Raw genomic sequence first — 26,455 nt, forward strand, 5'->3', positions numbered from 1 at the left:
TCAACGCTTTCCTTGACGACGTGAGGAGGCTCGCCGCAGGCAAGCCAGGTTGTACAGGGCTAGCAACAAGCCCAAGAGAAAAAAAGCTCCGGGCAGCAACGCCGCCAAGCGCAGCCCAGCCCATTCAGCCAGCAGTTCGCGACACATCCCCAGAACGATGCACAAGGAGGCGAAACCCGCCAGTATGCGGACACTGTTGCGCCAACGACGGTGCTCACCTTGAGCAAACTCGAACACCACGCATTGTACGGCGATCAATGCCGGATAGGGGCTCAGCGCCTGATACAGCGGTAGGGCCCAGGCGCGCAAGCTCAGTTCCAGCCAGGTCACCAGTGCCGCTGCGAGCAGGACGCTGGCGAGCAGCCTGCTGCGGGCTGCAAGCCAGTGCTGCAATGGCCTCATTGCCAATTGATGCAGGGCGATCACCCCTGCACTCAAAGCAGCAATGGCACACGCATTGAGCAGTGTTTGGGTGGCGCCCAGCAGGGGTGCCAGGCTCACTGCCGCCAGCCATTGCCTAGTCATCGCTGCCGCCCTCCAGTAACTGCTGACGGTGTTCGTCGAAGTAGCGCAAGGCGTCATGCACGGCATGGATCACGGCGCGTGAGGTGACCGTCGCGCCCGCCAGTTGATCGAACTGGCCGCTGTCGCGCTTGAGCGCCCAGGCAGTATCGGCGGTGGTTTTCCGACTGGCACCGATGAATCCTTGTAGCCATGTGTTACCCGGTTCGACTAGCTTGGCGCCCAATTCCGGTGTTTCTTCCTGGCGAAGGACCTTAGTGCCGAGCAGGCGGCCTTGTGGGTCGATGGCAATCAGCAGTTGCAGTGGGCCGCCGTAACCTTGGACTTGGCTGTGCAATACCAGCGCACTGGGCTGGCCAGCCCGAGTGGCGCGATAGCCTGCCAGCAACTGGCTGTGGTCGAGGCGAGGATTGTTCAGCACCACAGGCGATTGCAACGGTTGGTTGTCATAGGTCTGTTTCGGCAGGACGCTGAGCCAGGTTTGCGCCTTGAGTTGCTGCTGCGCGCGGGCAATATCCTTGGCGCTGAAGTGCTGCCAGATCACGCTGCTGCCCAGGCTCAGCACCGCTATAAGCAACAACAGCGCAGCGTTGCGTATCGATGCGCGGTTCATGATTGCAGTCCCTGACGTCGTTCGGCCCAGCGCTCCAGTGCCGGTACGCAGAGGTTCATCAGCAGTACGGCGAACGCAGTGCCGTCGGGATAGCTGCCCCAGGTACGAATCAGGTAGATCAGCATGCCCATGCCGATGCCAAACGCCAATCTGGCCTGAGGTGATTTGGGGCTGGACACCGGTTCAGTGGCAATGAAGAAGGCAGCCAGCATGGTTGAACCGCTGAACAAATGCAGGAGCGGCGAGCCATTGGAGTCCGAGCCGGAGCCATTCCAGAACAGCAGGCTGAGCACGAACAGGCTGCCCAGCAAGCCTACTGGCGCGTGCCAGCTGAACACTTTGCGCTGTAACAGCAGCAGGCCACCCAGCAAGAACGCAAGGTTGACCCATTCGCTACCTTTACCACCCCAATGGCCAAAGCCTGGGTGACTGCTGAACAGCTCGTCCACGGTCAGGCTGCGGTTGTTGCGCAAGCCGTCGAGAAGGGTGGCTTGGACCCAAGCGTCAGGTTGCTCGCTACTGCTCCAGCCAAACACCTGCTGCAGGCTGCTGCCAAGGTCCAGCAAATGTGCGCCAGGCCACTGTGTCATGGGCTGGGCAAAGGCCAGCAACACCACGGCATAGCCGAGCATGGCAGGGTTGAATGGATTTTTACCCATGCCGCCGTACAGATGCTTGCCCAGGCCAATGGCACTCGCCGTAGCGATAACCGGCACCCACCAAGGTGCGTAGGCTGGCAAGGCAACGGCAAGCAGGGTGGCGCTGACCAGGGCGCTGGCGTCATTGAGCGAAGGCCGCACAGGTCGTTGCTGCAGCTTGAGCAACAAGGCTTCACAGGCCAGGGCGGTGCCGGTACACAGCAGTAGATTGAACAGCAGGCCCCAGCCATGCTGCCAAAGCAGCGTCAGCACGCCTGGCAGACACGCCAGTAGTACCAGCAGCATCGTGCTGCGCAGGCGCTCGCTGAGATCAGTGGCTGGCATGGGCGGGGGCCGGTTGCAAAGCCTGCAGTTGTGCCTGAGCCTGTTCGGCCTCCTGTTCCAGTTCAGCTAACTGAGCGCGCTGGGCATCGTTCGGTACATCACCAAATGCGCTACGGGCTTTTTGCAATTGGGCTCGGCTCATGGCGGCAGCAATCTTGGCCTTTTTCAACGCAGCGTCGGCAGCGGCAGCTTTCTGCGCCTTGACCCGCTCGATGGCCGCTTTGATCGGGTCATCGCTGATAACCGCCTGATCTGCGCTGTTGCTGCTAGCCGCGCGTTGACTGCGGGCGGCACGTTCGGCTTGTTTGCGAGCTTCCTCGCGTTGCAGGCGGCTGTTGCGCAGCTCAAAGCGTCGACGGGCATGGTTACGTTTGTTGCTGCGTGCAGCCAGTGTGCGGTCGTCTTCGGCCAGGCCCCCGACAATTGCGATGATGTTGCTGTTTGCAGTGAGTGGCAGCAGGTCGATGCAGTCTACCGGGCAGGGCGCTACGCACAGGTCACAGCCGGTGCATTCGGCACTGATGACGGTATGCATCAATTTCGCGGCGCCGACAATCGCATCCACCGGGCAAGCCTGGATGCATTTGGTGCAGCCGATGCATTCGGCTTCGCGAATAAAGGCGACCTGGGGCGGTGCGCTGCCGCGTTCGGGGTCCAGGGCAATGACCGGCACGTGCAGCAGATTGGCCAGGGCGGCGATGGTTTCACTGCCCCCTGGCGGACATTTGTTGATCGCTTCGCCCTTGGCCAGTCCCTCTGCGTAGGGCTTGCAGCCAGGGTGGCCACACTTGCCGCATTGGGTCTGCGGCAGCAGGGCATCGATGCGTTGAATCAGACTCATGAGGTAAATAATCCGTTGAAGCCGAGAAACGCCAAGGCCATCACGCCGGCGCCGATCAGGTGTACAGGCAGGCCGCGAAAGCTGCGGGCAATTGCCTCGTTGTCGCTGCGTTCACGCAAGTCGGCGAACAGGCTCAGGGTCAGCCAGAAGCCCAGCCCGCCACCCAGGCTCCAGGCCAGGGTCTGCAGGACGCCATAACCCCCTTCAGTTACCTGCAGGCTCAAGCCTAGCAGTGCCACATTAGCCAGCAGTAACGGTGTCAGCCCCTTGAAAGGCCAAGTCGGCAAGGCTCGCGATAACAGTTCAAGCAACGGCTCGATCAGCAGCACACACAGCGGCAAAAGGACGAACAGACCTAGGTAATCAAGCTGCAGGGGGAGTAGGACGTAGCGATAAGCCAGTTGCCCGAGATTGCTGGCCAGTACCAGCAACGTCAGGGTTGCCAGCCCCAAGGCATGCAGTCGACGGCGCTCGTGAGCAGCCGAAGGTTGCAAGGCCGGGTCGATTGCCAATCCTTGATGCAGGATCAGATTGTTGACCAGCGCGGCGCTGATCAGGGCCAGGATGAATTCGCTCATGGAGGTGCACATTGCCAGGGCTGTTCGCCATTATCCGGCAATGAGGCGAGGATGAGAACGCCCCGGACGTAATCGTCCGGGGCGAGGGCGTTACTTGATGCGCTGACCTGGCTTGGCGCCGCTGTCGGGGCTGAGCAGGTAGATTTCTTCACCACCAGGGCCGGCCGCCATAACCATGCCTTCGGAGATGCCAAAGCGCATTTTGCGTGGCTTGAGGTTGGCGATCATCATGGTCAGGCGACCTTCAAGCTTGGTCGGGTCCGGATAGGCTGACTTGATGCCGGAGAACACGTTGCGCTGTTCGTCACCGATGTCCAGCGTCAGGCGCAGCAGCTTGTCGGCACCTTCAACGGCTTCGGCCTTGAGGATCAGTGCTACGCGCAGGTCGACGGCTGCGAAGGTGTCGAAGTCGATTTCGGCCGACAGCGGATCTTTGCTCAGTTCGCCATTGCCGGTCACCACGGAAGTCTGGCTGGCTGCCAGGTCCTCTTTGCTGGCGACGGTCATGGCTTCGACCTTGGCCGGGTCGATACGGCTCATCAGGGCCTTGAACGGGTTCAACTGGTGATTGCTCAGGCGAGTCTGGTGATCGTTCCAGGTCAGTGGCGCAACGTTGAGGAACGCCTCGGCGTCGGCGGCCAGCAGCGGCAGTACCGGCTTGAGGAAGATCACCAGTTGACGGAACAGGTTGATGCCCTGGGCACAGATGGCCTGGACTTCATCCTGCTTGCCTTCCTGCTTGGCCAGCGACCACGGCGCCTTGTCGGCGATCCAGGCGTTGGCACGGTCGGCCAGGCCCATGATCTCGCGCATGGCGCGGGCGAAGTCGCGTCCTTCATAGGCCTCGGCGATGCCCGGCGCAGCGGCCAGGAAGGCTTCGGTCAGCTCAGGCGCGGCATCGCCAGCGACCATCACGCCATCATTGCCCTTCTGGATGAACCCGGCGCAACGGCTGGCAATGTTGACCACCTTGCCGACCAGATCGGAATTGACCTTCTGTACGAAGTCTTCCAGGTTCAGGTCGAGGTCGTCGACACCGCGGCCGAGCTTGGAGGCGTAGTAGTAACGCAGGTATTCCGGCGACAGGTGGTCAAGGTAAGTGCGGGCCTTGATGAAGGTGCCGCGGGATTTCGACATCTTCGAGCCGTTGACGGTCAGGTAGCCGTGGACGTTGATCGCAGTCGGCTTGCGATAGCCGGCGCCTTCAAGCATGGCAGGCCAGAACAGGGCGTGGAAATTGACGATGTCCTTGCCGATGAAATGGTACAGCTCGGCCTTGGAGTCCTTGTTCCAGAACGCATCGAAATCCAGCTCCGGGCGACGGGCGCAGAGATTCTTGAAGCTGGCCATGTAGCCGATCGGTGCGTCCAGCCAGACGTAGAAGTACTTGCCTGGCTCGTCAGGGATCTCGAAGCCGAAGTACGGCGCGTCACGGGAAATGTCCCATTCCTGCAGGCCGGCATCCAGCCACTCGGCGATCTTGTTGGCCACGGCGTCCTGCAGGGTGCCGCTACGGGTCCACTGCTGGAGCATGGCCTGGAAGTCAGGCAGCTTGAAGAAGAAATGCTGGGAATCCTTGAGCACCGGTGTGGCGCCGGAAATCGCCGACTTGGGGTTCTTCAGCTCGGTTGGCGCATAGGTGGCGCCGCACTTTTCACAGTTGTCGCCGTACTGGTCTTCAGCGGCACACTTGGGGCAGGTGCCTTTGATGAAGCGGTCGGCCAGGAACATTTTTTTGTCCGGGTCGAAGTATTGGGTGATCGAACGGGTAGCAATGTGCCCAGCATCACGCAACTTGAGGTAGATCTGGCTCGACAGCTCGCGGTTTTCTTCGGCGTGGGTCGAGTGGAAATTGTCGAAGTCGACCAGGAAGTCGGCAAAATCCCCGCTGTGCTCAGCCTGGACGGCGGCAATCAGTTGCTCAGGGGTGATGCCTTCTTTTTCAGCGCGCAGCATGATGGCCGAACCGTGGGCGTCGTCGGCACAGACGTACACGCATTGGTTGCCGCGATGCTTCTGGTAGCGCACCCACATGTCTGTCTGGATGTACTCGAGCATATGGCCAAGGTGAATGGAACCATTGGCATAGGGCAGGGCGCTGGTGACGAGAATCTGACGTGGCTCGGACATGGGGGCTCGGCTACTTTTTTCGGCTACTTGAGATGAAACGGTGATCGGCCACTATAAAACGCCGGGAAATTTATTTCACCCCATGGACGTATCTGTGGATGTTTCGCGGGTTAGCATAGTGGTCTGTTTTACTCAGTCTTTATCACGGGAGTCTCCATGAGTGCCGTCACTCGCGCAGCCGTCGAAGCCGTTCTTCGCCAGTACACCGACCCTTACCTGAACCTGGACCCAGTCAGTGCCGGCTGTGTGCAGGCGATCGACATCCAGGGCGAGCAGGTCAGTGTCCAGTTGCAACTCGGTTATGCAGCTGGTCTGTTCAAAAATGGCTGGGCGCAGGTGCTGCAAACCGCCATCGAAGGCATTGACGGGGTTGCCTCGGCTCGGGTCGAGATCAATTGCGTGATCGCCGAGCACAAGGCGCAGGCGCAGATCCCCGGCCTTGCCAACGTCAAGAACATCATTGCCGTGGCCTCGGGCAAGGGCGGTGTGGGCAAGTCGACGACGGCGGCCAACCTGGCCTTGGCCCTGGCCCGGGAAGGGGCGCGGGTGGGTATTCTCGATGCCGACATCTATGGCCCGAGTCAGGGTGTGATGTTCGGCATCCCTGAGCGCACGCGTCCGCAGATCCGTGACCAGAAGTGGTTCGTGCCACTTAAGGCGCACGGTGTGGAAGTCATGTCGATGGCTTTCCTGACCGATGACAACACGCCGATGGTCTGGCGTGGGCCGATGGTTTCCGGGGCGTTGCTGCAATTGGTCACCCAAACCGCCTGGGACAACCTGGATTATCTGGTCATCGACATGCCGCCAGGCACTGGCGACATTCAACTGACCCTGGCGCAGAAAGTGCCGGTGGCAGGTTCAGTGATCGTTACCACTCCGCAAGACCTGGCGCTGATTGACGCCAAGAAAGGCGTGGAGATGTTCCGCAAGGTCAATATCCCGGTATTGGGCGTGGTCGAGAACATGGCCGTGCATATCTGTTCAAACTGTGGCCACGCCGAGCATTTGTTTGGCGAAGGTGGTGGTGAGAAGTTGGCGTCGCAATACGGCGTCGAGCTGCTGGCCTCACTGCCGCTGTCGATGTTGATTCGTGAGCAAGCAGATAGCGGCAAACCAACAGCCATTGCCGAGCCGGAGAGTCAGATCGCCATGGTCTACCAGGAGCTGGCGCGTCAGGTGGGTGCGCGGATTGTGTTGCAGGAAGCTGCAGCGCCGGCCATGCCGAATATCACCATCAGCGAAGACTGATTTAGGATTCGTTCATTTTCTGGGGTGCACTGCGCCCCTTCGCGGATGAATCCGTTCCTACGGTCTTGAATCGTAGGCATAAAAAAAGCCCCGCCTGTTAAGGGCGGGGCTTTTTTCAAGCTGTAAAGCGGAAGTTAGATAACTTCTACTTCTTCAGCCTGCATGCCTTTCTGACCGCGGGTAGCGATGAAAGAGACCGCTTGGCCTTCTTTCAGGCTCTTGAAGCCGTCAGCCTTGATGGCTTTGAAGTGTACGAACAGGTCGTCACCGGATTGTGGGGTGATGAAGCCGAAGCCTTTTTCATCGTTGAACCACTTAACGGTACCGGTTTGGCGATTGGACATGGTCTGTCTCCTTGGACAAAGTTAACTACGACTCAGGAAACGCCCTGGCCGAGACTGAGTGCAAAGAGGCAGAAAATTCATGAAGATGGGTTGATCGAAATCTTGCATCAGGTAGATATTCTCAGTGACACGTGCAGCACAGTGGCGTCACCTTAACCCTTTTTCCAGAACGTGCCAATGGTCTTGTTCAGCTTTCGCGCAAATCATGACTGACGGTGCTGTCACCCTCGCTGAAGGCCCCGCCATACGGGGATTCGACGCCTGACGGTGCATTGAACTTTGAACCGGGCGCCGGGCCCGGTAAGATGCGCCTCAGAATTTCTTCACCTCGTAACTTCAGGACACCCGCCATGAGCATCAAATCGGACAAGTGGATTCGCCGCATGGCGCAGGAACACGGCATGATCGAGCCGTTCGTCGAGCGCCAGGTGCGCGGTGAGAGCGACAACCGGCTGATCTCCTTCGGCGTTTCCAGCTACGGCTACGACGTACGCTGCGCCGACGAGTTCAAGGTGTTTACCAATATCAACTCGGCCACCGTCGATCCGAAAAACTTCGACGCCGGCAGCTTTGTCGATGTCAAGAGCGACGTTTGCATCATCCCGCCGAACTCCTTCGCCCTGGCCCGCACCGTCGAGTATTTCCGCATTCCGCGCAATGTCCTGACCATCTGCCTGGGCAAGAGCACTTATGCCCGTTGCGGCATCATCGTCAACGTCACCCCGCTGGAACCGGAGTGGGAAGGCCACGTGACCCTGGAATTCTCCAATACCACCACCTTGCCGGCGAAGATCTATGCCAACGAAGGTGTGGCACAGATGCTGTTCCTCGAGTCCGACGAAGAGTGCGAAGTGTCCTATAAGGACCGTGGCGGCAAATACCAAGGCCAGCGTGGCGTCACCCTGCCGCGTACTTGAGCCGACGAAACGCGGGAATTCTTACCCGCCCGCGGACTCTAACGTCTTGAATCGTTGCGCCAGGCAATAGGCCTGGCGAACGTCGCCAAGGAGCCGCCGATGAAACTCGACCCGTCCATCAGTGCCAAGCTGGCCGTGTTGCAGCCCAATAGCGTGGGGGTGTTGGCCTGGTCGCTGCTTGCCCATCCGCACCCACACCTCGCCCAGGTTGGCGGCGTACCCGGTCAGCCCGACCCGGATACACCCGATCAACCGCAACCCGGTGAAAACCCACCAATGGAGCCCGGTGAACCGACCTTGCCGGACGAACCACCGCCTGCTCCTGTGGCCTGAAACTTACCGGCGCCAAGCACCGAAAACGTTACGCTCAAGGCGATAACAGATAGCCACTGCGATAGGCTTGGCGCCCGGCGACATGGGCGATGACCATGCCAGCAGTGGCCATGCGTCGTAGCGAACGGGCATACATCAAGCCTGGCTGGACGTTGCGCACCGGGGTTACTCGATCCGTGAGCGGGTCGATGACTTCAGCGATCAATTGGCCAGCTTCCAGGTATTGCCCAGGCTTGGCGTGAAAGACCAACAGGCCGCCCAGCGGTGTGGCCACAGGCTCGACGCCGGCAAGCGGAGTAGCGGGGTACGCCAGCGCGGGCAGGCTGGTGGCCTGGCCTTCAATGGCGCCGTATCGAGTCAGATAATCGAGAATCGCCGCGCAATCCTTTTCTGCCAGCGGGTGGCTTACATCGCCTTGGCCGCGCAGCTCGACGGTGACCGAAAAGCTGCCCTGGGGGATCGGAAACTGTTTGCCGAAGCGCTGCTGCAACTGCCACCAGACCAGGGTGAAACACTCATCGAAGGACTGGCCGCCGGAGTCGGTGGCCAACAGGCTGGCCTGGGTACCGAGATAGCATGCCAACGGCTCGACCTGAGGCCAGGCTTCGGGGGTGGTGTAAAGGTGGGCGACGGCGTCGAAGTCACAATGCAGGTCCAGCACCATCTCGGCGTCGCAGGCCAGGCGTTGCAGGGTCAGGCGTTGCGATTGCAGCGGGGTGCGCGCCGGTTGTGCGTCCAGGGCACGGCGCAGGCATTCGCGGATCAAGGCCACGTTGTGCGTTGGGTCCTGGGTGAGGTGAGCTTCGATTTGATCGCCGATCGAATCGCTCAGGTCGACAAAGTTACGGTTGAAGTTCTCACCGCTTTGCAGCTCGAAGCGACCCAAAGGCACATCCATCAGTACTTGTTCGAGGCCGACCGGGTTGGCGATCGGCACCAGAACGATTTCACGGCGTAACACACCGTGGGCTTCGAGTTCGCTCAAGCGTTGCTTGAGGTGCCAGGCGACCAGCATGCCGGGCAGTTCGTCGGCGTGCAGGGAAGCCTGGATGTAGATCTTGCCGGCGCCCCGGGGGCCGAAGTGGAAGCTGTGGATCTGGCGGGCAATGCCTGGAACCGGTGCCAGAATGTCATGGGTAGAATGATGCATATCAGTCCTAGTGGGTCGGTCCTGGGAGAGCCAGACTACGCCGGCGGGCATGATGATATAAGCATAAAGTTGCCCCGCGCGCAGGTTGCGCTCCCCCTCTAGCGTGTCAGTAGCGTGCATCCACCGGTTTACCGCCGTTGGGCCAGTCCTTGACCTTGTCCGCGAAGTCCGGGCGCGGTTGCTGGGAGAACCAGGCAGCGACATCCACTGCCTCCTGGTCACTCAGGCCGCCCTGGCCGAGGGGAAAGCGTTCATGAAAGCCGATCGGCATGTTGCGTTTGACGAAGGCAGCAGCAGTGTAGGTACGGGCCATGCCGGCGCCGATGTTGAAGGACTGCTCACCCCACAGCGGTGGAAACACCAGGCTGCCATCGGCGCGAGCCAGACCTTCGCCGTTGCTGCCGTGACATACAGCGCATTGTTTGACGTAGATCTGCTCACCGTTCTCAAGGTTCGGCTTGATGGCCGGATCGATCTTGCCGACACCACGCCCAGCCACTTTGTCGCCGGGTTGAGTGTTGTTCTTCATCCACTCGAAATAGGCAACCATGGCCTGCATATCCGCAGATTGTGCTGGAATCGGCGTGCCGTTCATCGAGCGGCGAAAGCAGCCATTGATGCGTTCTTCGAGGGTGATGACTTTGCCGGCACGTGGCGCGTAACCGGGGAAAAACGCCGACACGCCAACGAACGGTGAGCCGTCAGCCACGGTGCCAGCGTTGAGGTGGCAACTGGTGCAGTTCAGCGCATTGCCGACGTTGTCCGGTAGCAGCTCCTTGGTTTGCAGGTGCAGGCGCATGCCGCGGATGACCTGGTCGGCATTGGCGGCAGCGAGCAGGTCGGCCAGACGTGGGGTCTCAAAAGCTGTGGAGTCGGTGGTTTGCGGGTTGAGTTGGCCACGCAGTTTTTGCACCTGCTGGGCAGTGACCGCCGAGCTGTCGTTACCCCAACGGCTGCGCACGAAACTGAGGATTTCGGCGATTTCCTGATCCGACAAACGGGCGAACCCCGGCATGGTGTAGACCCGCGAATGGGTGGCTGTTTGTGCGGTTTTCCAGCCGGTCAGGGTGATGTGCAGCAGGGACGTCGGGTCACTGGAAGCAATGCTTGGATTGCCCGCCAATGGTGGGAACATGCCCGGCACACCGCCGCCATCGGCGCGGTGACAGTCGCTGCAGAACTGGGTGTAACCCAGCCCACCACGGCTGCTGAACAGGTCAGCCGCCGGTATCGCAGGCGTCAATGCAAGCGCCGGCATGGGTAAATCGTCATCGCTTGGTGGTAGCGATTTGAGGTAGCTGGCAATGGCCGTCAGGTCTGCGTCGCTGAAGTGTTGAGTGCTGTGATGAATCACATCGGCCATGTTCCCGGACACGGTGGCGAAGCGGTTTTGCCCGGTTTTGAGCAGTTGTACGGTGTCTGGCACCGTCCATAGGTTACGTAAGCTCAGCGCCCGCCAATGCTCGACGGTTTCCCCGGCGAGAAAGTGCTTGCCGCTGCTGCCGGCGTCGCTCATGGCTTTTTCCTGGAAGGCGATACCTCGAGGGGTATGACAGGCGCCACAATGGCCCAGGCCCTGGACCAGATAGGCGCCACGGTTAATCAGCGGGTCGCGGCTCGGGTCAGGTTCGAAGGGCTGGTTGTCGAGGAACGCCCAGTTCCACAGCGCCAGTCCCCAACGCATGTTGAACGGCCAGCTCATGTCGGCGGCCTGGTTGGACTGGCTGATGGGGGCCACGCCCTGCATCAGGTAGGCGTATAGCGCGCGCATGTCCGCTTCGCTCATTTTCGCGTAGGACGGGTAGGGCATCGCGGGGTAAAGATGGGTGCCATCGGCGCTCATGCCTTCGCGCATCGCGGTGTCGAACTGCTCGAAACTGTAGCGACCAATTCCGGTTTGCGGATCCGGGGTGATATTGCTCGAATAAATAGTGCCCATGGGCGTTTTAAGCTGTAGACCACCGGCCATCAGTGCACCTTGCGGGGCAGTGTGGCAGGCAATGCAGTCACCCAATTGGGCCACGTAGCGGCCACGCTCGATCAGCGTCTGGTTGGCAGGCTCAGCCACGGCTGTGTCTGGCTCGCTGGCGTAAAGGGCGGGTATCAGCAACAGCGTCGTGGCGCACAGGGCCAGACGCGAAAGAACAGAAGCCATTGCATATTCCTTTATTCACCCGGTCTGGGTCTGTGCCCTGGGCACCGGCGCGCAATCGTTTTTATGATTCATCAGGCAGCACTAAAGACGAAGCTCGTCTGAGTTTCGTTTTAGAGCAATTGCTCGCAGGTGCAGTTGATTTGGATCAGCGCAGCCGGCATTGCACCGGCTGCGGGGGAAGGAGGGTTACTTGCCGGGCACCAGGGTCAGGCGCTTGTTGCCATAGGCCCGGTCAGCGTTCTGCGGCTGCAGCGGCAAACTCATGTAACGGCCCTTGAACCAGGCGTCCAGAGCATCGGCAAAGTGCGGGCTGGCCGGGTTGCCGGACTGGCCGCTGCTGCTTTGCAACTGCAGCGGTTCGATCTGGCCGAAGTCCACCACCATGCGCAGCGACGGCGGCAAGTGACTGTTGAAGTCTTTGCCCCAGGCATACGGTGCCAGGTTCAAGGTGCTGTGGTCGCCACCGCTAGCCTGTGGGCTACGGCTGACAGCGTCTCCCAGGCCATGGAAGGTCGGTGTCGGCCAGCGCAATGGGTGCAATTTGCCCCATTGCCAGGCGCGTCGGTCTTGGCTCAGTTGTACTTCCCCGGCGCTGATCGCGGCCGCCAGGCTGCGGGCGAGAATTGCGGGTTTGTCTTCCTTCTGTGGGGTGCGCTGGTCGTCCCAGAACGGGCTGTCCTCGCGACCGAGCAAATGGTCGGCCTGGGCCGAATACGACAAGCGCGCATTGCCGACCAGGGCCTGCCAGGCCGCTGAAGATTCCGGGCCCAGCTCGTCGAGGAAGGTTTGTTTCGCGCTCTCTTGCAGGAACAACTCATACAGGGCGGCATCGGCCGAGGTGGTATTCAGGCGTCCATCGAATGCCATCAGCCGGGTGTAGGCTTCGCGGGCTTTGCTGCGCTGATCACTTGGCAAGGCATCGATTGCCTGCTTGAGCGGCTGCGCCATGCCAGGCGCTTCGAACATCTGCTTGAGTTTGCTGGCGAACAGGCTGGTCTGGTCGTTTTGCATGGTGATCAGGCTGCGGCTGTCATGCTTGCCATTCGCGGCCAGTTGCCCCAGGCGTTCGGCGCGCTCAGGGTAGTACCAGCTATTGGACAATTGCATGCCATATCCTTTGGGCACGCTGCGCTGGTTGGCATTGCCCAACCAGCCTTGGGCTGGATCCTGGTCGTAAGGATGGAGCATCGGGTCGGCATAGCCATCCCAGTCGTAACGCCCCTCCCAGCCCGGTGAGGGCAACAGGCCCTGGCCTTCGCGACGATTGGGGAAACGCCCACTGACCTGCCAGCCAATGTTGCTGGCGTCGGCGAAGACAAAGTTCAGCGCAGCGGCGCCGATTTCCCGGGTGTTATCGAAAGCGCGCTCGACGTTCTGTGCCCGCGACAGATTGAAGAACGCGTCCATGCTCTGGTCACCCTTGAGCTGGGGCATTTGCAGAGCCAGGCCGAGACTGGCGTTTTGAGCACTGGTGAGCAGTGTGCCGTGACGGGTGTCATACAGGGTTTCGCGCTGTGGACGCTGGCCCTTGATGAAGAAGGTTTCGTTGCGCGCCAACGCGGGCAGCCACTTACCATCGGCCTGGTACATCAGGCGGTTGCCTTCGCGTTTAATCCGCTCCAGGAACAGGTCCTGGTTGTCGGCCATGACCGCACTGGTGCTCCAGGCCAGTTTGCCGTTGTAGCCGGAAAGCAGTAGTGGCAGACCGGCAATCGACACCCCGGCAGCCTGGTACTTGGGGGCGCGAATCTGCACTGGGGTCATGGCCCAGGCGCTGAGGGTGTCGCTGGCCAGCAGGCTCTTGCCGCTGCGGCTGCGTTGCGGGGCGATCGCCCAGTTGCTGGAGCCCGCCGTACCTAGCAGGTTGAGCGTCGCCAGTTGTTCACTGGCACCAGTCAGCGCTGCCAGCCCGGCGAGTTGACTGTTGAGGTTCAGGCCCTTGAGTTTCTCGGACTCGGCCAATGGCAACGGTTCATCCGGGTAGCTGGGTAACAGCCAGGCCAGTTTGTCGCTGCCAACTTTCTGCGTCAGGGTCAGGGCGGCCAGCTCTTCTTGCAGGTTCACCGACTGACTGAAGTTGTACAGACAGAATATCAGTGCCGAGTCTTCAGGTTTCCAGTATTCCGGGCGGTAGCCGCTTTGCGCCAACGGTGCCGGCAAGCGGTCGCGGTAGCGGAACAGGTAAGCGTTGACACCACGGGCATAAACTTCGAAGAAGCGCTTCAGGCGTGGCGAGGCATCGGCATACAGCTGATTGGCGGTTTGTTTGAGGTTGGCGCCGCGCATCAGGCGGTCGACTTCCAGTACATCTGCGCCAGCGATCTCGGCCAGGCGACCCTGCGCCAACAAGCGCATGCCGACCATCTGGCCGATACGGTCACCGGCATGTACATAGCCCAAGGCGAACAGCGCATCGTGGAAGTTGTTGCTTTCAATCAACGGCATGCCCAAGGCATTGCGTCGTACCGAGACGTTCTGGGCCAGGCCCTTGAGTGGCTGCACACCGCTGACCGGTAGCACGCTGTCGCGATAGCCGCCCATTTGACAGCCGCTCACCGCAAGCAAGCCGAACATCGCTGCGGCTACGCCGAACCGGGGGTGGAAAGGGGGGAAGGCTGGCGCGGCCATGGTCGGGCTCCTGCAGGGCGTGGCGTCTAAAAGGCGCTACGTTAGTGAGCCCGACCACGCCATGCAAGCGGCGGCACAGCCTTTATTTTCAAAGCCCTGTTACGGGGCGAAAATCAGGCTCCGTGGCACTTCTTGAACTTCTTGTTGCTGCCGCATGGGCACGGATCGTTGCGGCCAACATCCTTCAGGGCGTTGCGCACCGGTTCCTGGTGGGCGTGGTTGCAGTGCGGGCCGTGAACATGGCCGTGGTCATGATCGTGGTGATCATGATCGTGGTTGCAGTCAGGGCCATGGACATGGGGTTGTTGGGTCATTGCGGGTTACTCCGGTAAAAGATCGCCGGGAATTATCTCACCACTGCGCGATAAGTGCAGTTCGCGGGAGAAGATTAATCCGCTGATAAGTTCGCCATCGAGGCGGTAACGCAGTGGCTGGTCGGTATTTTTGAGCATTTTCGCCAACGGTTTGACCTGTTGCCAGAGATTGGTACGCACCGGAATTTTGAAGGTTCGCCGCGCGTGCCCGCCAACGCTGCGCCACAGACTCTCCTCGCCTTCGGTCAGGAGCAAATCATTGAGGCGCACTCTGTAGTTCAGATAGCGGATGAACAGGCGCCCGTCGTTGGGATTGTCGACGCGCACATGGAGGATGAACTCCTGCTCCAACAGACGCACCTTGACCACCTCGACCTTGACCAGGTGCACCTCGGGATCACGATAGTCGTCGCTTAGCCAGCTGGCGCAGCCCGTCAGTTGCAGTATCAGGAAGCTGAACAACAACAGGCGGGCCATAGGCTTCAGCTCCCCAGATAACTGGCGCAGCACTTCTTGAATTTCTGCCCGCTGGCGCAGGGGCAGGCATCGTTACGCCCGGCCTTCAGGCCCACGGTCGGGTCGATGAAGTACCAGTGCCCGGCATTTTGCACAAAGGCCGAGCGCTCGCGATGGCTGTGTTCACCGTCGTTGTCATGCCAGCGCGCAGTGAAGGTGACAAAGGCATGCTCAGGCTGACCGCCGAACACTTCGGCGCTTTCCACTTCAAGGCCCAGCCAGGTGCTTTGGGTGCTCCAGGCTTTGATGCTGTCACGATCCAGGCCCGCCTGCTGCGCGGGCAGGGTGGTGCTCACCAGGTAATCAATCAACCCCAGCACGTAAGCACTGTAGCGCGAGCGCATCAGCGCTTGCGCGTCAGGGGCCGGATGTCCGGCGTGATAGTGTCCGCAACAGGCGTCAAGCAGGTTACCGCTGCCGCAGGGACATACCGAGACACTCATTGTTTCACCACCAGTACTTGCCAAAATTTTGCGGATTGGCCCAGAACTTGGCGTTGAGCCAATCCGGGACCTGTTTGTAGTCACGTAGATCATAGGTGAACAGGCTCAATACCTGATCATCTCGCTGAAATTTTTCGTTGGCGTGCATGGCCAGGGCGAAGAAGTCGGTGTCTTGCCAGCCGCAGGCGTGCAGGTCGGCCAGCACTGCCACGCGGCTGGCATTGAGGTTGCGGATGCCGCCCAATAGTTCCAGGCCCTTGCGCTTGGGCAGGTGCTCCAGACAATCGACCAGCAAGGCCAGGTCAAAACGCTGAGCCGCCAGGTTTTCTGGCAGGGGACCGGGTTGGGCTTGGGCAATCTCGACCTGCGGATGTGCCTGGGCAAAGGCCTCCAGGGCTGGAAAGCGGCTGCCGACCAGCAACAAACGTTGCGGTGGGTGGCGTTCAAGTAGCGCTGCCAGGGCCTGTTGGGGCGTGCGCTGGGAAAATCCGTCAATCATCGGGAACCCTCGGTCAGATGCGTCAAGACTAACCATCTCGGTCCCTCAGGCATAGTGGCTGAGAGCCGCATCATGGCTTATTGCTGGCGGAGATGGTGTGCGCGGTCTTTACTCCCAGAGCATCGGTTTTGAACCGATTCCCCCTAGGAGACGCAACAAATGAGCATAGTACGCACAGCATTACCTCTGGTTCTGCTCACCAGCGTGTTGACTGGTTGCGCAGGTTTACAAAAGACCGACTGGCCGATGTGTGCTGCCGTCGGGGGTGTAGGTGGCGCGGCGTTGGGCGCTATAGAGAGCTCGAGTTGGGCTGGGTGGGGCGCGTTACTTGGCGCTGGGATGGCGGCGGGCTACTGCTGGGCCCACGGCGATGGCGACGAAGACGGTGACGGCGTACCGGACAGCCGTGACAAGTGTCCGGGCACACCACCGGGTGTACAAGTGGATGCCAACGGTTGCCCACCCGCACCTGCGGTCGAGGAAGTGGTTGTGGTCAAGGAAGAGGTCATCGTCATTCGCGATGTGCACTTTGAGTTCGACTCTGCTCGGCTGACCCCGGCAGACAAAGAGCGCTTGAACACCATCGCGACCCGCCTGAAAAATGAGGCACCTACCGCCAGACTGACGGTGACCGGACACACCGACAGCGTCGGTCGAGATGCTTATAACGAGAAATTGTCGGAACAACGCGCCCAGTCGGTCACCGACTATCTGGTCAGCAGCGGTGTGCCGCAAGCCAGCTTCGTTGCAGTGCAGGGGGCAGGTGAGTCTCGGCCAGAAGCCGACAACTCCACTGCTGAAGGTCGGGCAATGAACCGCCGTGTAGAGATTCGCATCGAGCGTTGAAGCCCAATCGGCCTGCGGCTTGAGAAGTGCCGCAGGCCGGTCTTTACTCCTGTGTGACCGGTAGACGCCGGTGACACAGGAGCAATTCCCATGAGTGTTCTCTTCAAGGCCGCAGTGCCGGTGCTGGTGGCTGCAAGCCTGCTTTCTGGTTGCGCCACCCACAGCGATGGCAGCGCGCCACTCAATCAAAGGACCTGGCCAATTTGCAGCCTGCTGGGTGGTTTGGTAGGTGGCGGATTGGGGGCTATCGAAAGTTCTGCCTGGGCGGCCGGTGGCGGTGTCGCCGGAGCCATCGCTGGTGGTCTGATCTGTTATGCCCAGGACGGTGATGAGGATGAAGATGGCGTATTCGATCGCCGCGATCGCTGCCCGGATACCCCGGCCAATACCCCGGTCAGTCATACCGGTTGCCCACTGCCACAGTATCCGGTGACCGAGAAAGCTGTCGAACCTGAAGTTATCACGCTTAATGATCAGGGCGCGGTGATGTTCGCCTATGACTCTGCTGACCTGACCAGCAGCGCCGATAGCCAGTTGCAGGCGTTGATCAGCAAGCTCAATGCGTCCAGCGTAGTCAGCGTCAAGGTAATTGGGCACACCGATAGCCGTGGCTCCGACGCCTATAACCAAACACTGTCCGAGCAGCGCGCGAGTAGTGTCGCCGAATACTTGATCAACCAGGGACTGTCGCCGTCGAAAGTGACCAGTATGGGCCGCGGCGAGAGCGAACCTATTGCTGATAATGAGACTGAGGCCGGTCGTGCGCAAAACCGCAGGGTTGAACTGCACCTCAATTGATCAGGGCGCTGGTGTGGGGCAGTGCCAGCCGTTAATGTTGCAGGCGATGCCGGCTACAGGCGTCGCCTAAAAAAAATAACAGCAGAGGGCGCATATGAAGGGCTTACTGGGACTGGGCAAGGCCTTGACGGTGGTGTTCTGGTGGGTGGTGCTGGTGAATCTGTTGATCCCCCAGGAGTTTCCCTTCAATCGCCTGATCAACCTTGTCGGCGCCACGCTGCTTGGCTTGCACCTGCTCGAAGTGTTGTTTTTCAATGGCCGTCTACGTGGCCGCAGCCATCGCTGGTTTGACCGCTTGCAAATCCTGCTGGTCGGTATCTTTCACGTCCTTTCTATTCCGCCCCCACGACAGGAGTCTGCTCATGCGTAAGTTGGTGTTGTTGGCGGCGTTGGTCAGCCCCTTGGTGTTGGCTGAGTCAATCAGCGTCGCACCGCATTCGGTGTTGCGTTTACCGAACAAATCCAGTGTGGTGCACTTGCAGCGTCTGCAGGTGGCCGATGCAGCGACGCTGTTGTTGCCGGCCAGTCTGGTCGAATTGAAGGTGGATGAGCTGCATCTGGGGCAGGAGGCACGCATTGCCATCGCACCGGCTGAAAGCACGTTGCGGGTCGAGGTGCTGCGCGCAGAAATGGCGGAGGGTAGCCAGATAGCTGCCCATGGTGCTCCAGGGACTTACGAGCGGGCGGCGAAAGCTGGACGCAATCTTGATCTGCAGGTGCATGCAATTGAGGCACCGTTGCTGGCCATTGATGCCCGCGGCGGAGCGGGTGCGCCGGGCTATGTCGGGCTGGATGGCGCCAACGGCAAGGCAGGGGGGTGTACCTGGGGGCAGGCCAGTCGTGGGGCAAATGGTGACAATGGTGGCAATGGCCATGACGGCGCGTCGGGCGGGCAGGTGCGCTTGGCACTGCCGATGGACTTCCCGGTTGAGCGAATCAAGGTGCAACTTGATGGCGGTGCGCCAGGAGTCGCTGGCGCTGCTGGCAAGCCAGGCGCAGGCGGGGCGAGTAAGGGGTGTTGGGTCTACAAGACGACTGCAGGTGCGGCTGGCAAGCCGGGATTGGCCGGGCAACCCGGGTTGGCGGGGGCTGCCGGGGAATTGATCTTGCAGCGGCTGTAGTGAGCCCGAACCAGTGGGAACCGGCAAGGCCGGCTCCCACAGCGACATACCACCGGTTTACATCTGCAGGCGCGTACTCGCCACCAGTACTACTGCGATTCCAAGCAACAGGTTGATACCCACCAGGCGACGAATCTTGCCCAGCACGGCCGCGCCACTCGGCCAGTCCTGCGCCTCCACGGCTTTGCGCAATTCCGGCAGCAGCAATGCCTGGATACGAATGAACAGGGCAATCATAGCGATGGCACCCCCCATCATCACTTGTACGTAGCGTGGCGCGGCATCAAAGCCGGCAAAACGCAGGTGCAACATGCCGATACCGCTGATCGCAAGGACGGCGATCGCTATCCATACCCAAACGAAAAAACGCTGAAACACTTCTACCCACAGGCGCAGGCGCGCAGGGCCATCCAGGGCTGCAACCGCCGCCGGCCGCAGGATCAGCCAGGCGAAGAACATGCCGCCAACCCAGACCAGGGCGGCCAGAAGGTGCAGGCTATAAGGAAGGGCAAAGGCGCTCATCAGGATCTCCATTCGGCGCAAAGGGCAATAGCGGGGTATGATAGCGACCCAATCGAAACACTGAAAATATATCCAGCCCTTCGGGCGCCCCGACACCATGATCAGCAACGAACTCAAAACCACGATTCAGGGCGCCTATTCGCGTTTTCTCGAAGCCAAGAGCCTCAAGCCTCGCTACGGCCAGCGTCTGATGATCGCCGAAGTGGCCAAGGTGCTTGGTGATATCGACTGTGACGATGAAGGTCGACGCTCCGGTGAGCCCGCTGTGGTAGCGGTCGAGGCCGGCACCGGCACCGGCAAGACGGTCGCCTACAGCCTGGCCTCGATTCCGGCTGCCAAGGCCGCAGGCAAGCGCCTGGTGATTGCCACAGCGACAGTGGCGCTGCAGGAGCAGATCGTCTTCAAGGACCTGCCTGACCTGATGCGCAACAGCGGCCTGAACTTCACCTTCGCCTTGGCCAAGGGGCGTGGGCGTTATTTGTGCCTGTCCAAGCTCGACCTGTTGTTGCAGGAAGGCCACGCTCAATCAGCCACTGCTCAGCTGTTCGAAGAAGAAGGCTTCAAGATCGAGGTCGACGAGGCGAGCCAGAAGCTGTTCACCAGCATGATCGAGAAGCTTGCTGGCAATCGTTGGGACGGCGACCGGGACAGCTGGCCGCAGGCCCTGGAAGACCAGGACTGGGCGCGCCTGACCACCGACCATAGCCAGTGCACCGGTCGCCATTGTCCGAATTTCGGCCAGTGCACTTTCTACAAAGCCCGTGAAGGCATGGGCAAGGTCGATGTCATCGTCACCAACCACGACATGGTGCTGGCCGATTTGGCCCTCGGTGGTGGCGCGGTATTGCCTGATCCGCGCGACACCATCTATGTGTTCGACGAAGGCCATCACCTGCCAGACAAGGCCATTGGCCATTTCGCCCACTACACGCGTCTGCGTTCCACCGCCGACTGGCTTGAGCAAACCGCCAAGAACCTGGCCAAGCTGCTGGCCCAGCACCCGTTGCCCGGCGATCTGGGCAAGTTGATCGAACAGGTGCCGGAGCTGGCACGGGAAATCAAGGCGCAACAGCAATTCATGTTCAGCGCCTGTGAGCAGGTAGCGGATTTTCGTCCCGGCGAAGACATGGAAGGCCGCGAGCGGCCACGTCATCGCTTCGAGGGCGGAGTGGTCCCCGAGCACATGCGTGAGATGGGGATCGAACTGAAAAAGGGCTTCTCGCGCCTAACCGACCTGTTCACCCGTCTGACCGAGTTGCTCAAGGAAGGGATGGATGCCGAGGTCAACATCGGTATTGCCAGCCATCAGGCCGAAGAGTGGTACCCGCTGTTTGGCAGCCTGCTGATGCGCGCCCAGGGTAACTGGGAACTGTGGACCGCCTTCACCGCCGAAGATCCAGAAGACAGCCCGCCCATGGCTCGCTGGCTGACCCTGGCAGAGAGTGGGGCGTTGTTCGACATTGAGGTCAATGCCAGCCCGATCCTCGCGGCAGAAATGCTGCGGCGCAATTTGTGGAGCGTTGCCCATGGCGCTCTGGTCACCTCGGCAACACTGACTGCGCTGGGTAAGTTTGACCGCTTCCGCATGCGTGCAGGCCTGCCAAAGACCGCAGTCACCAGTGTTGTGCCAAGCCCCTTTCATCACGTCGATGCCGGCGTATTGCGCGTGCCGGACCTGCGTGCCGACCCTCGCGATGCCCCCGCCCACACCGCAGCGATCATTCGCGATCTGCCGGAGTTGGTAGAGGGCTCTCGTGGCTCGCTGGTGCTGTTCTCTTCGCGCAAACAGATGCAAGACGTGTTCGACGGCCTGGACCGGGACTGGCGCAAACAGGTGTTCATCCAGGGCAATCTGTCCAAGCAGGAAACCCTCAACAAGCACAAGGCCCGTGTCGACGGTGGAGACTCCAGCGTACTGTTCGGTCTCGCCAGCTTCGCCGAAGGAGTCGACTTGCCGGGTGCCTACTGTGAGCACGTGGTCATTGCCAAGATTCCCTTTGCGGTGCCGGATGACCCGGTCGAGGCGGCGCTGGCCGAGTGGATCGAAGCCCGCGGTGGTAACCCGTTCATGGAAATCGCCGTACCGGACGCTTCATTGCGCCTGATCCAGGCCTGTGGTCGCCTGCTGCGTACCGAAGAAGACCGCGGCACCATCACCCTGCTGGATCGACGTGTGGTCACCCAGCGCTATGGCAAGGCTATTCTCAATGCTTTGCCGCCGTTTCGACGGGAAATTTCCTGACCCCCGGGGATCAATGCATCGGGGTGTTGTCTATCACACAGTTCAAGGCCCGCACGGGCCCTCAAGGAGAGCTCCAGCCCTATGATTCGCCGTACCTTGCCTGCTGTCTTCGCCCTGTTGTTCAGCACGCCGTTGCTGGCCGGGCAACAGACGCTGTTCAGCTTCGTGCGCCCGGCCGCCGTGGTCAATGTGGCCACCGAAGATGCCAACCTGCCGCAGTACAACGCAGAGCAGACGGCTGAGGGCGAGGTATTGCGTCGCGTGGTGTTCAACCCGGTGCAGCGGCCAAGCTTGCGCTTGAGTCCGCAATCCGGCGCTTGGGACTGGTCTGCAGCGACCGCCATGACACTGCGTCTGCAAAGCGGCATGGACTGGCCGCTGACCGTGGACGTCACGGTGCTGAGCAGTGATGGCCAGACCCTCACTAGCCGTATCGACCTGCCTGCTGGCCCTGCGCAAACAGTGGTAGTGCCACTTACCGCCAGTTCGTCGCTGAGCCAGGGTATGCGTGCCGGGCCACCGATGCCCTGGGTACACGAGGGCCATCGCTGGCTGCTGACCAGCAGCAGCGGTGCACTGGACTTGAAGCAAGTGGTGTCGGTGAGCTTGTCGATGAACAAGCCTGACGTTGCCCAAAGCTTGATGATCGAGCGCGTCGGCATTCAGGATGACGACCTGCTGCAAAAGGCCGTCTACACCGGATTGATTGACGCCTATGGGCAGTCCACGCGCGGGCGTTGGCCGGAAAAAATCGTCAATGACGAGCAACTCAAGGTTGCCGCTGTGCGCGAGCAGCAGCAACTCAAAGGTTGGCTGGCTGAGCGCAGCCAGTTGCAACGGGACAAGTTCGGTGGTGTTTCCGCCGGCCAAAACTTTGACGCCAAGGGCTTCTTCCGTACCGAAAAGCGTGATGGGCGTTGGTACCTGGTTACCCCGGAAGGCCATCCGTTCTATTCGTTGGGCGTCAACACCGTTGCTCCTGATGGCGGACGAACCTATGTCGCCGGGCGTGAAACGATGTTTAGCGCCTTGCCACAAGCCGGTGAACCACTGGCGCAATTCTATGGTGAAGGTAACAACAACGACGGCAACGGATCGGCCAGTGGTCGCGTTTTCAACCAAGGCCGCTGGTTTGATTTTTATGCTGCCAACCTTGAACGCAGTTACGGCAAACCCTGCACCCCGACAGCTGCTACCGACACCAGCGCTGCGCAGGAGTGCCCGACTCCGGCCCTGGACCAGCAGCGCTGGCAGGGGCATACCCTTGACCGTTTGCAGGCCTGGGGTTTCAACACCTTGGGTAACTGGAGCGAACCGGACTTGGGCAAGGCCAACCGCCTGCCTTACACCTTGCCGTTGTCGATCGTCGGTGATTACACCAGCATCAGCACCGGAATGGATTGGTGGGGGCGCATGCCGGACCCGTTCGACCCGCGCTTTGCCATGGCTACCGAGCGCGCCGTGGCCATCGCCGCCCGTGATCATCGTAACGACCCTTGGTTGATCGGTTATTTCGCCGACAATGAACTGGCCTGGGCTGCACCGGGTGATGATCCCAAGGCACGTTACGCCCTGGCTTACGGCACCTTGCGGCTGACCACTGATGTGCCAGCCAAGCGCGCTTTCCTCAAGCAACTGCGTGACAAGTACCGCAACCAGGCCGGTCTGTCCAAGGCCTGGGGCATCGACCTGCCGGCCTGGGAACTGATGGAAGACCCAGGTTTTGAGCCGCCTTTGCCGAGTGCTGAGCATCCGGAGATCGAAGCCGATTTCAAACACTTCCAAAAGGTCTTTGCCGATACCTATTTCAAGACCATCGCCGATTCGTTGAAATGGCATGCGCCCAATCACCTGTTGCTCGGCGGTCGCTATGCGGTGAGCACGCCGGAAGCGGTTGCCGCCTGTGCCGAGTTCTGTGATGTTCTAAGTTTCAATTTCTATACCCCCAAGCCGCAGGATGGCTACGACTTCAGCCAGCTCAAGGCCCTGGATAAACCGGTACTGGTATCGGAATTCCAGTTCGGCTCACGTGATCGCGGGCCGTTCTGGCCAGGGCCGATGGAAGTGGCCAAAGAAGAAGCGCGGGGGCCGGCTTACGCTGCCTTCGTCAAGGCCGCGCTAGCTGAGCCGTCAATTGTCGGCGTGCACTGGTTCCAGTACCTGGATCAACCCGCCAGTGGTCGCTTGCTGGATGGCGAGAATGGTCATTTCGGACTGGTCGGTATCACCGACGTGCCGTTCCAGGGTTTTGTCGACAGCGTTCGTAAGAGCAATCTGCAAGCCCAAGAGCAGATCGGCAAGCAAGTCGTCACTGACAAGGCTGCAAAAGCCCAGTAACCACGCCCTTACGGCCTGATGCATGATCAATACGTCAGGTCGGCAATAGATAGGGTTGGGTGATGGTCTGACCGCTGTCTGTTCCCAAAAGCGTCGCGGGCTGAAACAATGCACGCCATTTTCGATTGCGGCATATGCGGGGTGTGACTGGGTGCAGATTCAAGGTCATTACGAGCTTAAGTTTGAAGCCGTGCGCGAAGCCTTTGCGGCGCTGTTCGACGATTCTCAGGAGCGTGGTGCGGCGCTGTGCATCCAGGTTGGTGGGGAGACCGTGGTTGACCTCTGGTCCGGTACTGCCGACAAGGACGGCGCCGAGGCTTGGCACAGCGACACGATTGCCAACCTGTTTTCCTGCACCAAGATGTTCACCGCCGTGACCGCCTTGCAATTGGTGGGCGAGGGTAAGTTGGCCCTGGATGTGCCGGTAGCGCGCTATTGGCCGGAGTTTGCCCAAGCCGACAAGCAAGCGATCACGCTGCGTCAGTTGCTCAGTCATCGCGCCGGGGTGCCCGCGCTGCGTGAGCTGCTGCCTGCAGAAGCCTTCTACGATTGGCAAACCATGGTTCAGGCACTGGCTGGCGAAGCTCCGTGGTGGACGCCGGGCACCGCCCATGGTTATGCAGCTATCACCTATGGCTGGCTGATTGGTGAACTGATTCGCCGTGCCGATGGCCGCAGCCCTGGCGAATCGATCGTTGCCCGCACTGCCAAACCCTTGGGGCTGGACTTTCACATCGGCTTGGCCGACGAGGACTTCCCGCGGGTGGCGCATATTTCCCGGGGCAAAGGCAATATGGGCGACGAAGCAGCCCAGCGTCTGCTTCAGGTCACCCTGCGTGAGCCGCAGGCACTGTCCACCCGCGCCTTCACTAACCCGCCGGGTATGCTTACCAGCACCAACAAGCCGGAGTGGCGACGGATGCAGCAACCTGCGGCCAACGGCCATGGTAACGCCCGCAGTCTGGCGGGGTTTTATGCCGGCGTGCTTGATGGCAGTTTGCTGGAGTCGGAACTGCTCGATGAATTGACCCGTGAGCACAGCCTGGGCCAGGACAAAACCCTGTTGACCCAGACCCGCTTCGGCTTGGGATGCATGCTTGATCAGCCGACTGTGGCTAATGCCACTTTTGGCCTGGGGAGCAAGGCCTTCGGTCATCCGGGGGCTGGGGGGTCGGTTGGTTTTGCCGATCCCGAGTACGATGTCGCCTTTGGTTTTGTCACCAATACCCTGGGCCCTTATGTGTTGATGGATCCGCGTGCGCAAAAGCTGGTGCGAGCCCTGGCAAGTTGCCTTTGATCGGTTAACCCCGGTGTTGCCTGAACCCTTTGTCTATCCTGAATTCCAATGCCCGGTGTTGCTGGGCAGAATTTCTTTCATTTTCATGGTGTATCACTGATGTCTTCACATAAAACCTTAGCTCTCGCCCTGTGCCTGGCCATGACCGGTTGCGCGCAGCTCTCCCCTAAAGGCGCGACCGACAGTGGGATCGACTGGTGGCCGTTCGGTTCGGACAAGGTTGCCGAGCAGGAAGTGAAGGACGTGGTGGTCGAAAAAGTCGCCAAAGCCGATGCCAAGTCTGAGAGCAACAGCCGCTGGTGGTGGCCATTCGGCGACACTAACAAGGTTGCAGCCGTACCCAAGATTGACCACAAGGCCACTCAAGCCTGGCTGGACAGCTACGAGCCGCGCCTGCGTGAAGCGATCAAGGACAGCAAGTTCGAACTTGAGCGCCGTGAAGACATACTGGTGGTTACCGTGCCAGTGGACAGTTCCTACAACCCAGATCGCCCGGCCATGCTCCTGCCGGTCACCCTGGGGCCAATCACCCGGGTCGCCAAGGCCATTGAAACCGACAAGCAGACTGCTGTCCTGGTCCTCGGTCATGCCGATACCAGCGGCGCTGCTGCCGGTAATCAGAAACTCAGCCAAGAGCGTGCCCAATCGGTGGCAGCGATCTTCCGTCTCAGTGGCTTGCAGCGTGACCGTCTGATGTTGCGCGGTATGGGCTCGGTTATGCCACGTGCGGCCAACGACAGTGTCGAAGGCCGGGCCCTCAACCGTCGTGTTGAGCTGGTGCTGACGCCGCAAAACACCATGGTCGCCTTGCTCGCCAAGTACCAGCAGCCTACACCGAGCCCGGCCGAACTGGTCGCGGTGCAAGATGCCAAGGCACCGGTCAAGGCTGCCGTAAAGCCTGCCGCCAAAGCCCCGGTAAAAAAAGCCAGCACCAGCAAAAAAGCTGCGCCGGCCAAGGCCACCATGGCCAAGAAGAAAGCCCCTGCCGCCAAGCCCGCCGCTAAAAAGCCAGCGCCGGCTGCGAAGAAAGTGGCCGCTAACACCAGCCCTGCGAAGACCAACTGATCGTCAAGGA

The 26,455-nt window shown here is 60.5% G+C and carries 25 protein-coding genes and 1 pseudogene; 11 read left to right on the forward strand and 15 right to left on the reverse strand.

Annotation, left to right across the window (positions count from 1 at the left end; genetic code table 11):
* The 6 genes and pseudogenes from ACQRAX_RS19375 to metG all read right to left on the reverse strand — a co-directional run bounded on the left by ACQRAX_RS19375 (position 1) and on the right by metG (position 5,667).
* Positions 1-525, reverse strand: coding sequence for an Rnf-Nqr domain containing protein (locus tag ACQRAX_RS19375; RefSeq protein WP_412041112.1), 525 nt, complete (start codon positions 523-525; stop codon positions 1-3).
* Positions 518-1,135, reverse strand: a complete 618-nt coding sequence (locus ACQRAX_RS19380; protein ID WP_412041111.1) for an RnfABCDGE type electron transport complex subunit G — start codon at positions 1,133-1,135, stop codon at positions 518-520. Before ACQRAX_RS19380 ends, ACQRAX_RS19375 begins: the two co-directional genes overlap by 8 nt.
* The gene (locus ACQRAX_RS19385; RefSeq protein WP_412041110.1) at positions 1,132-2,118 is read right to left on the reverse strand and encodes an RnfABCDGE type electron transport complex subunit D; all 987 of its coding nucleotides are present in this window, start codon (positions 2,116-2,118) and stop codon (positions 1,132-1,134) included. The genes ACQRAX_RS19380 and ACQRAX_RS19385 overlap by 4 nt, the downstream gene beginning before the upstream one ends.
* Before the next feature lies 1 nt (position 2,119).
* Positions 2,120-2,959, reverse strand: a pseudogene (rsxB, locus tag ACQRAX_RS19390) (electron transport complex subunit RsxB); the annotation flags it as partial.
* Entirely contained in the window at positions 2,956-3,537 is a 582-nt protein-coding gene (locus ACQRAX_RS19395) for an Rnf-Nqr domain containing protein (protein WP_412041109.1), read from the reverse strand. The gene ACQRAX_RS19395 and the pseudogene rsxB, both read right to left, overlap by 4 nt.
* A gap of 90 nt (positions 3,538-3,627) precedes the next feature.
* Complete coding sequence (gene metG, locus ACQRAX_RS19400) at positions 3,628-5,667, reverse strand: methionine--tRNA ligase (RefSeq protein ID WP_412041108.1); 2,040 nt, start codon at positions 5,665-5,667, stop codon at positions 3,628-3,630.
* 156 nt (positions 5,668-5,823) lie between these two features.
* On the opposite strand from metG, the gene apbC reads away from it, so the two are divergent.
* A complete protein-coding gene (apbC, locus tag ACQRAX_RS19405; protein WP_045185763.1) occupies positions 5,824-6,918 on the forward strand; it encodes an iron-sulfur cluster carrier protein ApbC in 1,095 nt (364 codons plus the stop codon).
* A 134-nt stretch (positions 6,919-7,052) separates the two neighbouring features.
* Here the strand turns inward: apbC and ACQRAX_RS19410 are convergent, their stop codons facing one another.
* A complete protein-coding gene (locus tag ACQRAX_RS19410; RefSeq protein WP_010221054.1) occupies positions 7,053-7,262 on the reverse strand; it encodes a cold-shock protein in 210 nt (69 codons plus the stop codon).
* A gap of 350 nt (positions 7,263-7,612) precedes the next feature.
* Between ACQRAX_RS19410 and dcd the strand changes: the two genes are divergently transcribed.
* Together dcd and ACQRAX_RS19420 are read left to right on the forward strand one after the other, a co-directional pair.
* A complete protein-coding gene (gene dcd, locus ACQRAX_RS19415; protein WP_028943496.1) occupies positions 7,613-8,179 on the forward strand; it encodes a dCTP deaminase in 567 nt (188 codons plus the stop codon).
* A gap of 99 nt (positions 8,180-8,278) precedes the next feature.
* Positions 8,279-8,512 (forward strand): hypothetical protein, encoded by a 234-nt coding sequence (locus ACQRAX_RS19420; protein ID WP_412041107.1) that lies wholly within the window; start codon positions 8,279-8,281, stop codon positions 8,510-8,512.
* 34 nt (positions 8,513-8,546) lie between these two features.
* Here ACQRAX_RS19420 and ACQRAX_RS19425 read toward each other — a convergent pair whose 3' ends face one another.
* The 7 genes from ACQRAX_RS19425 to ACQRAX_RS19455 form a co-directional block, all read right to left on the reverse strand.
* Positions 8,547-9,662, reverse strand: coding sequence for a succinylglutamate desuccinylase/aspartoacylase family protein (locus ACQRAX_RS19425; RefSeq protein ID WP_412041106.1), 1,116 nt, complete (start codon positions 9,660-9,662; stop codon positions 8,547-8,549).
* Positions 9,663-9,768: 106 nt separating this feature from the next.
* Positions 9,769-11,817 (reverse strand): c-type cytochrome, encoded by a 2,049-nt coding sequence (locus ACQRAX_RS19430; protein ID WP_412041105.1) that lies wholly within the window; start codon positions 11,815-11,817, stop codon positions 9,769-9,771.
* A gap of 186 nt (positions 11,818-12,003) precedes the next feature.
* Positions 12,004-14,445 (reverse strand): penicillin acylase family protein, encoded by a 2,442-nt coding sequence (locus ACQRAX_RS19435; protein ID WP_412041104.1) that lies wholly within the window; start codon positions 14,443-14,445, stop codon positions 12,004-12,006.
* A gap of 113 nt (positions 14,446-14,558) precedes the next feature.
* On the reverse strand, positions 14,559-14,759 hold the full coding sequence (locus ACQRAX_RS19440) for an SEC-C metal-binding domain-containing protein (RefSeq protein WP_400171984.1): 201 nt from the start codon (positions 14,757-14,759) through the stop codon (positions 14,559-14,561).
* A gap of 6 nt (positions 14,760-14,765) precedes the next feature.
* The gene (locus ACQRAX_RS19445) at positions 14,766-15,236 is read right to left on the reverse strand and encodes an LEA type 2 family protein (protein ID WP_412041103.1); all 471 of its coding nucleotides are present in this window, start codon (positions 15,234-15,236) and stop codon (positions 14,766-14,768) included.
* Positions 15,237-15,241: 5 nt separating this feature from the next.
* Positions 15,242-15,718, reverse strand: coding sequence for a YchJ family protein (locus ACQRAX_RS19450; RefSeq protein WP_412041102.1), 477 nt, complete (start codon positions 15,716-15,718; stop codon positions 15,242-15,244).
* 4 nt (positions 15,719-15,722) lie between these two features.
* Positions 15,723-16,217, reverse strand: coding sequence for a DUF6231 family protein (locus ACQRAX_RS19455; RefSeq protein ID WP_412041101.1), 495 nt, complete (start codon positions 16,215-16,217; stop codon positions 15,723-15,725).
* Positions 16,218-16,376: 159 nt separating this feature from the next.
* On the opposite strand from ACQRAX_RS19455, the gene ACQRAX_RS19460 reads away from it, so the two are divergent.
* From ACQRAX_RS19460 to ACQRAX_RS19475, 4 genes are all read left to right on the forward strand, one after another.
* Entirely contained in the window at positions 16,377-17,063 is a 687-nt protein-coding gene (locus ACQRAX_RS19460; RefSeq protein ID WP_412041100.1) for an OmpA family protein, read from the forward strand.
* A gap of 90 nt (positions 17,064-17,153) precedes the next feature.
* Positions 17,154-17,861 (forward strand): OmpA family protein, encoded by a 708-nt coding sequence (locus ACQRAX_RS19465; protein ID WP_412041099.1) that lies wholly within the window; start codon positions 17,154-17,156, stop codon positions 17,859-17,861.
* 94 nt (positions 17,862-17,955) lie between these two features.
* Positions 17,956-18,231, forward strand: a complete 276-nt coding sequence (locus ACQRAX_RS19470; protein WP_412041098.1) for a DUF1145 domain-containing protein — start codon at positions 17,956-17,958, stop codon at positions 18,229-18,231.
* On the forward strand, positions 18,224-18,982 hold the full coding sequence (locus ACQRAX_RS19475; protein WP_412041097.1) for a collagen-like protein: 759 nt from the start codon (positions 18,224-18,226) through the stop codon (positions 18,980-18,982). The genes ACQRAX_RS19470 and ACQRAX_RS19475 overlap by 8 nt, the downstream gene beginning before the upstream one ends.
* A gap of 57 nt (positions 18,983-19,039) precedes the next feature.
* Here ACQRAX_RS19475 and ACQRAX_RS19480 read toward each other — a convergent pair whose 3' ends face one another.
* On the reverse strand, positions 19,040-19,504 hold the full coding sequence (locus tag ACQRAX_RS19480; protein WP_412041096.1) for a CopD family protein: 465 nt from the start codon (positions 19,502-19,504) through the stop codon (positions 19,040-19,042).
* A 97-nt stretch (positions 19,505-19,601) separates the two neighbouring features.
* Between ACQRAX_RS19480 and dinG the strand changes: the two genes are divergently transcribed.
* The 4 genes from dinG to ACQRAX_RS19500 all read left to right on the forward strand — a co-directional run bounded on the left by dinG (position 19,602) and on the right by ACQRAX_RS19500 (position 26,445).
* Complete coding sequence (dinG, locus tag ACQRAX_RS19485; RefSeq protein WP_412041095.1) at positions 19,602-21,746, forward strand: ATP-dependent DNA helicase DinG; 2,145 nt, start codon at positions 19,602-19,604, stop codon at positions 21,744-21,746.
* A gap of 81 nt (positions 21,747-21,827) precedes the next feature.
* Entirely contained in the window at positions 21,828-24,083 is a 2,256-nt protein-coding gene (locus ACQRAX_RS19490; RefSeq protein ID WP_412041094.1) for a beta-galactosidase, read from the forward strand.
* Between the two features lie 151 nt (positions 24,084-24,234).
* Positions 24,235-25,380: a serine hydrolase domain-containing protein gene (locus ACQRAX_RS19495; RefSeq protein WP_412041093.1), complete on the forward strand. Its 1,146-nt coding sequence runs from the start codon at positions 24,235-24,237 to the stop codon at positions 25,378-25,380.
* A 99-nt stretch (positions 25,381-25,479) separates the two neighbouring features.
* On the forward strand, positions 25,480-26,445 hold the full coding sequence (locus tag ACQRAX_RS19500) for an OmpA family protein (RefSeq protein ID WP_412041092.1): 966 nt from the start codon (positions 25,480-25,482) through the stop codon (positions 26,443-26,445).
* Positions 26,446-26,455 lie beyond the last annotated feature (10 nt).

This window comes from Pseudomonas sp. UM16 (genome assembly GCF_050312595.1).
In the GTDB taxonomy this organism is placed as follows: domain Bacteria; phylum Pseudomonadota; class Gammaproteobacteria; order Pseudomonadales; family Pseudomonadaceae; genus Aquipseudomonas.

Coding starts and splice junctions, on each gene's coding strand:
- ACQRAX_RS19375 (WP_412041112.1), bottom strand. CDS start 525: ATGACTAGGCAATGGCTGGCGGCAGTGAGCCTGGCACCCCTGCTGGGC.
- ACQRAX_RS19380 (WP_412041111.1), bottom strand. CDS start 1,135: ATGAACCGCGCATCGATACGCAACGCTGCGCTGTTGTTGCTTATAGCG.
- ACQRAX_RS19385 (WP_412041110.1), bottom strand. CDS start 2,118: ATGCCAGCCACTGATCTCAGCGAGCGCCTGCGCAGCACGATGCTGCTG.
- ACQRAX_RS19395 (WP_412041109.1), bottom strand. CDS start 3,537: ATGAGCGAATTCATCCTGGCCCTGATCAGCGCCGCGCTGGTCAACAAT.
- metG (WP_412041108.1), bottom strand. CDS start 5,667: ATGTCCGAGCCACGTCAGATTCTCGTCACCAGCGCCCTGCCCTATGCC.
- apbC (WP_045185763.1), top strand. CDS start 5,824: ATGAGTGCCGTCACTCGCGCAGCCGTCGAAGCCGTTCTTCGCCAGTAC.
- ACQRAX_RS19410 (WP_010221054.1), bottom strand. CDS start 7,262: ATGTCCAATCGCCAAACCGGTACCGTTAAGTGGTTCAACGATGAAAAA.
- dcd (WP_028943496.1), top strand. CDS start 7,613: ATGAGCATCAAATCGGACAAGTGGATTCGCCGCATGGCGCAGGAACAC.
- ACQRAX_RS19420 (WP_412041107.1), top strand. CDS start 8,279: ATGAAACTCGACCCGTCCATCAGTGCCAAGCTGGCCGTGTTGCAGCCC.
- ACQRAX_RS19425 (WP_412041106.1), bottom strand. CDS start 9,662: ATGCATCATTCTACCCATGACATTCTGGCACCGGTTCCAGGCATTGCC.
- ACQRAX_RS19430 (WP_412041105.1), bottom strand. CDS start 11,817: ATGGCTTCTGTTCTTTCGCGTCTGGCCCTGTGCGCCACGACGCTGTTG.
- ACQRAX_RS19435 (WP_412041104.1), bottom strand. CDS start 14,445: ATGGCCGCGCCAGCCTTCCCCCCTTTCCACCCCCGGTTCGGCGTAGCC.
- ACQRAX_RS19440 (WP_400171984.1), bottom strand. CDS start 14,759: ATGACCCAACAACCCCATGTCCATGGCCCTGACTGCAACCACGATCAT.
- ACQRAX_RS19445 (WP_412041103.1), bottom strand. CDS start 15,236: ATGGCCCGCCTGTTGTTGTTCAGCTTCCTGATACTGCAACTGACGGGC.
- ACQRAX_RS19450 (WP_412041102.1), bottom strand. CDS start 15,718: ATGAGTGTCTCGGTATGTCCCTGCGGCAGCGGTAACCTGCTTGACGCC.
- ACQRAX_RS19455 (WP_412041101.1), bottom strand. CDS start 16,217: ATGATTGACGGATTTTCCCAGCGCACGCCCCAACAGGCCCTGGCAGCG.
- ACQRAX_RS19460 (WP_412041100.1), top strand. CDS start 16,377: ATGAGCATAGTACGCACAGCATTACCTCTGGTTCTGCTCACCAGCGTG.
- ACQRAX_RS19465 (WP_412041099.1), top strand. CDS start 17,154: ATGAGTGTTCTCTTCAAGGCCGCAGTGCCGGTGCTGGTGGCTGCAAGC.
- ACQRAX_RS19470 (WP_412041098.1), top strand. CDS start 17,956: ATGAAGGGCTTACTGGGACTGGGCAAGGCCTTGACGGTGGTGTTCTGG.
- ACQRAX_RS19475 (WP_412041097.1), top strand. CDS start 18,224: ATGCGTAAGTTGGTGTTGTTGGCGGCGTTGGTCAGCCCCTTGGTGTTG.
- ACQRAX_RS19480 (WP_412041096.1), bottom strand. CDS start 19,504: ATGAGCGCCTTTGCCCTTCCTTATAGCCTGCACCTTCTGGCCGCCCTG.
- dinG (WP_412041095.1), top strand. CDS start 19,602: ATGATCAGCAACGAACTCAAAACCACGATTCAGGGCGCCTATTCGCGT.
- ACQRAX_RS19490 (WP_412041094.1), top strand. CDS start 21,828: ATGATTCGCCGTACCTTGCCTGCTGTCTTCGCCCTGTTGTTCAGCACG.
- ACQRAX_RS19500 (WP_412041092.1), top strand. CDS start 25,480: ATGTCTTCACATAAAACCTTAGCTCTCGCCCTGTGCCTGGCCATGACC.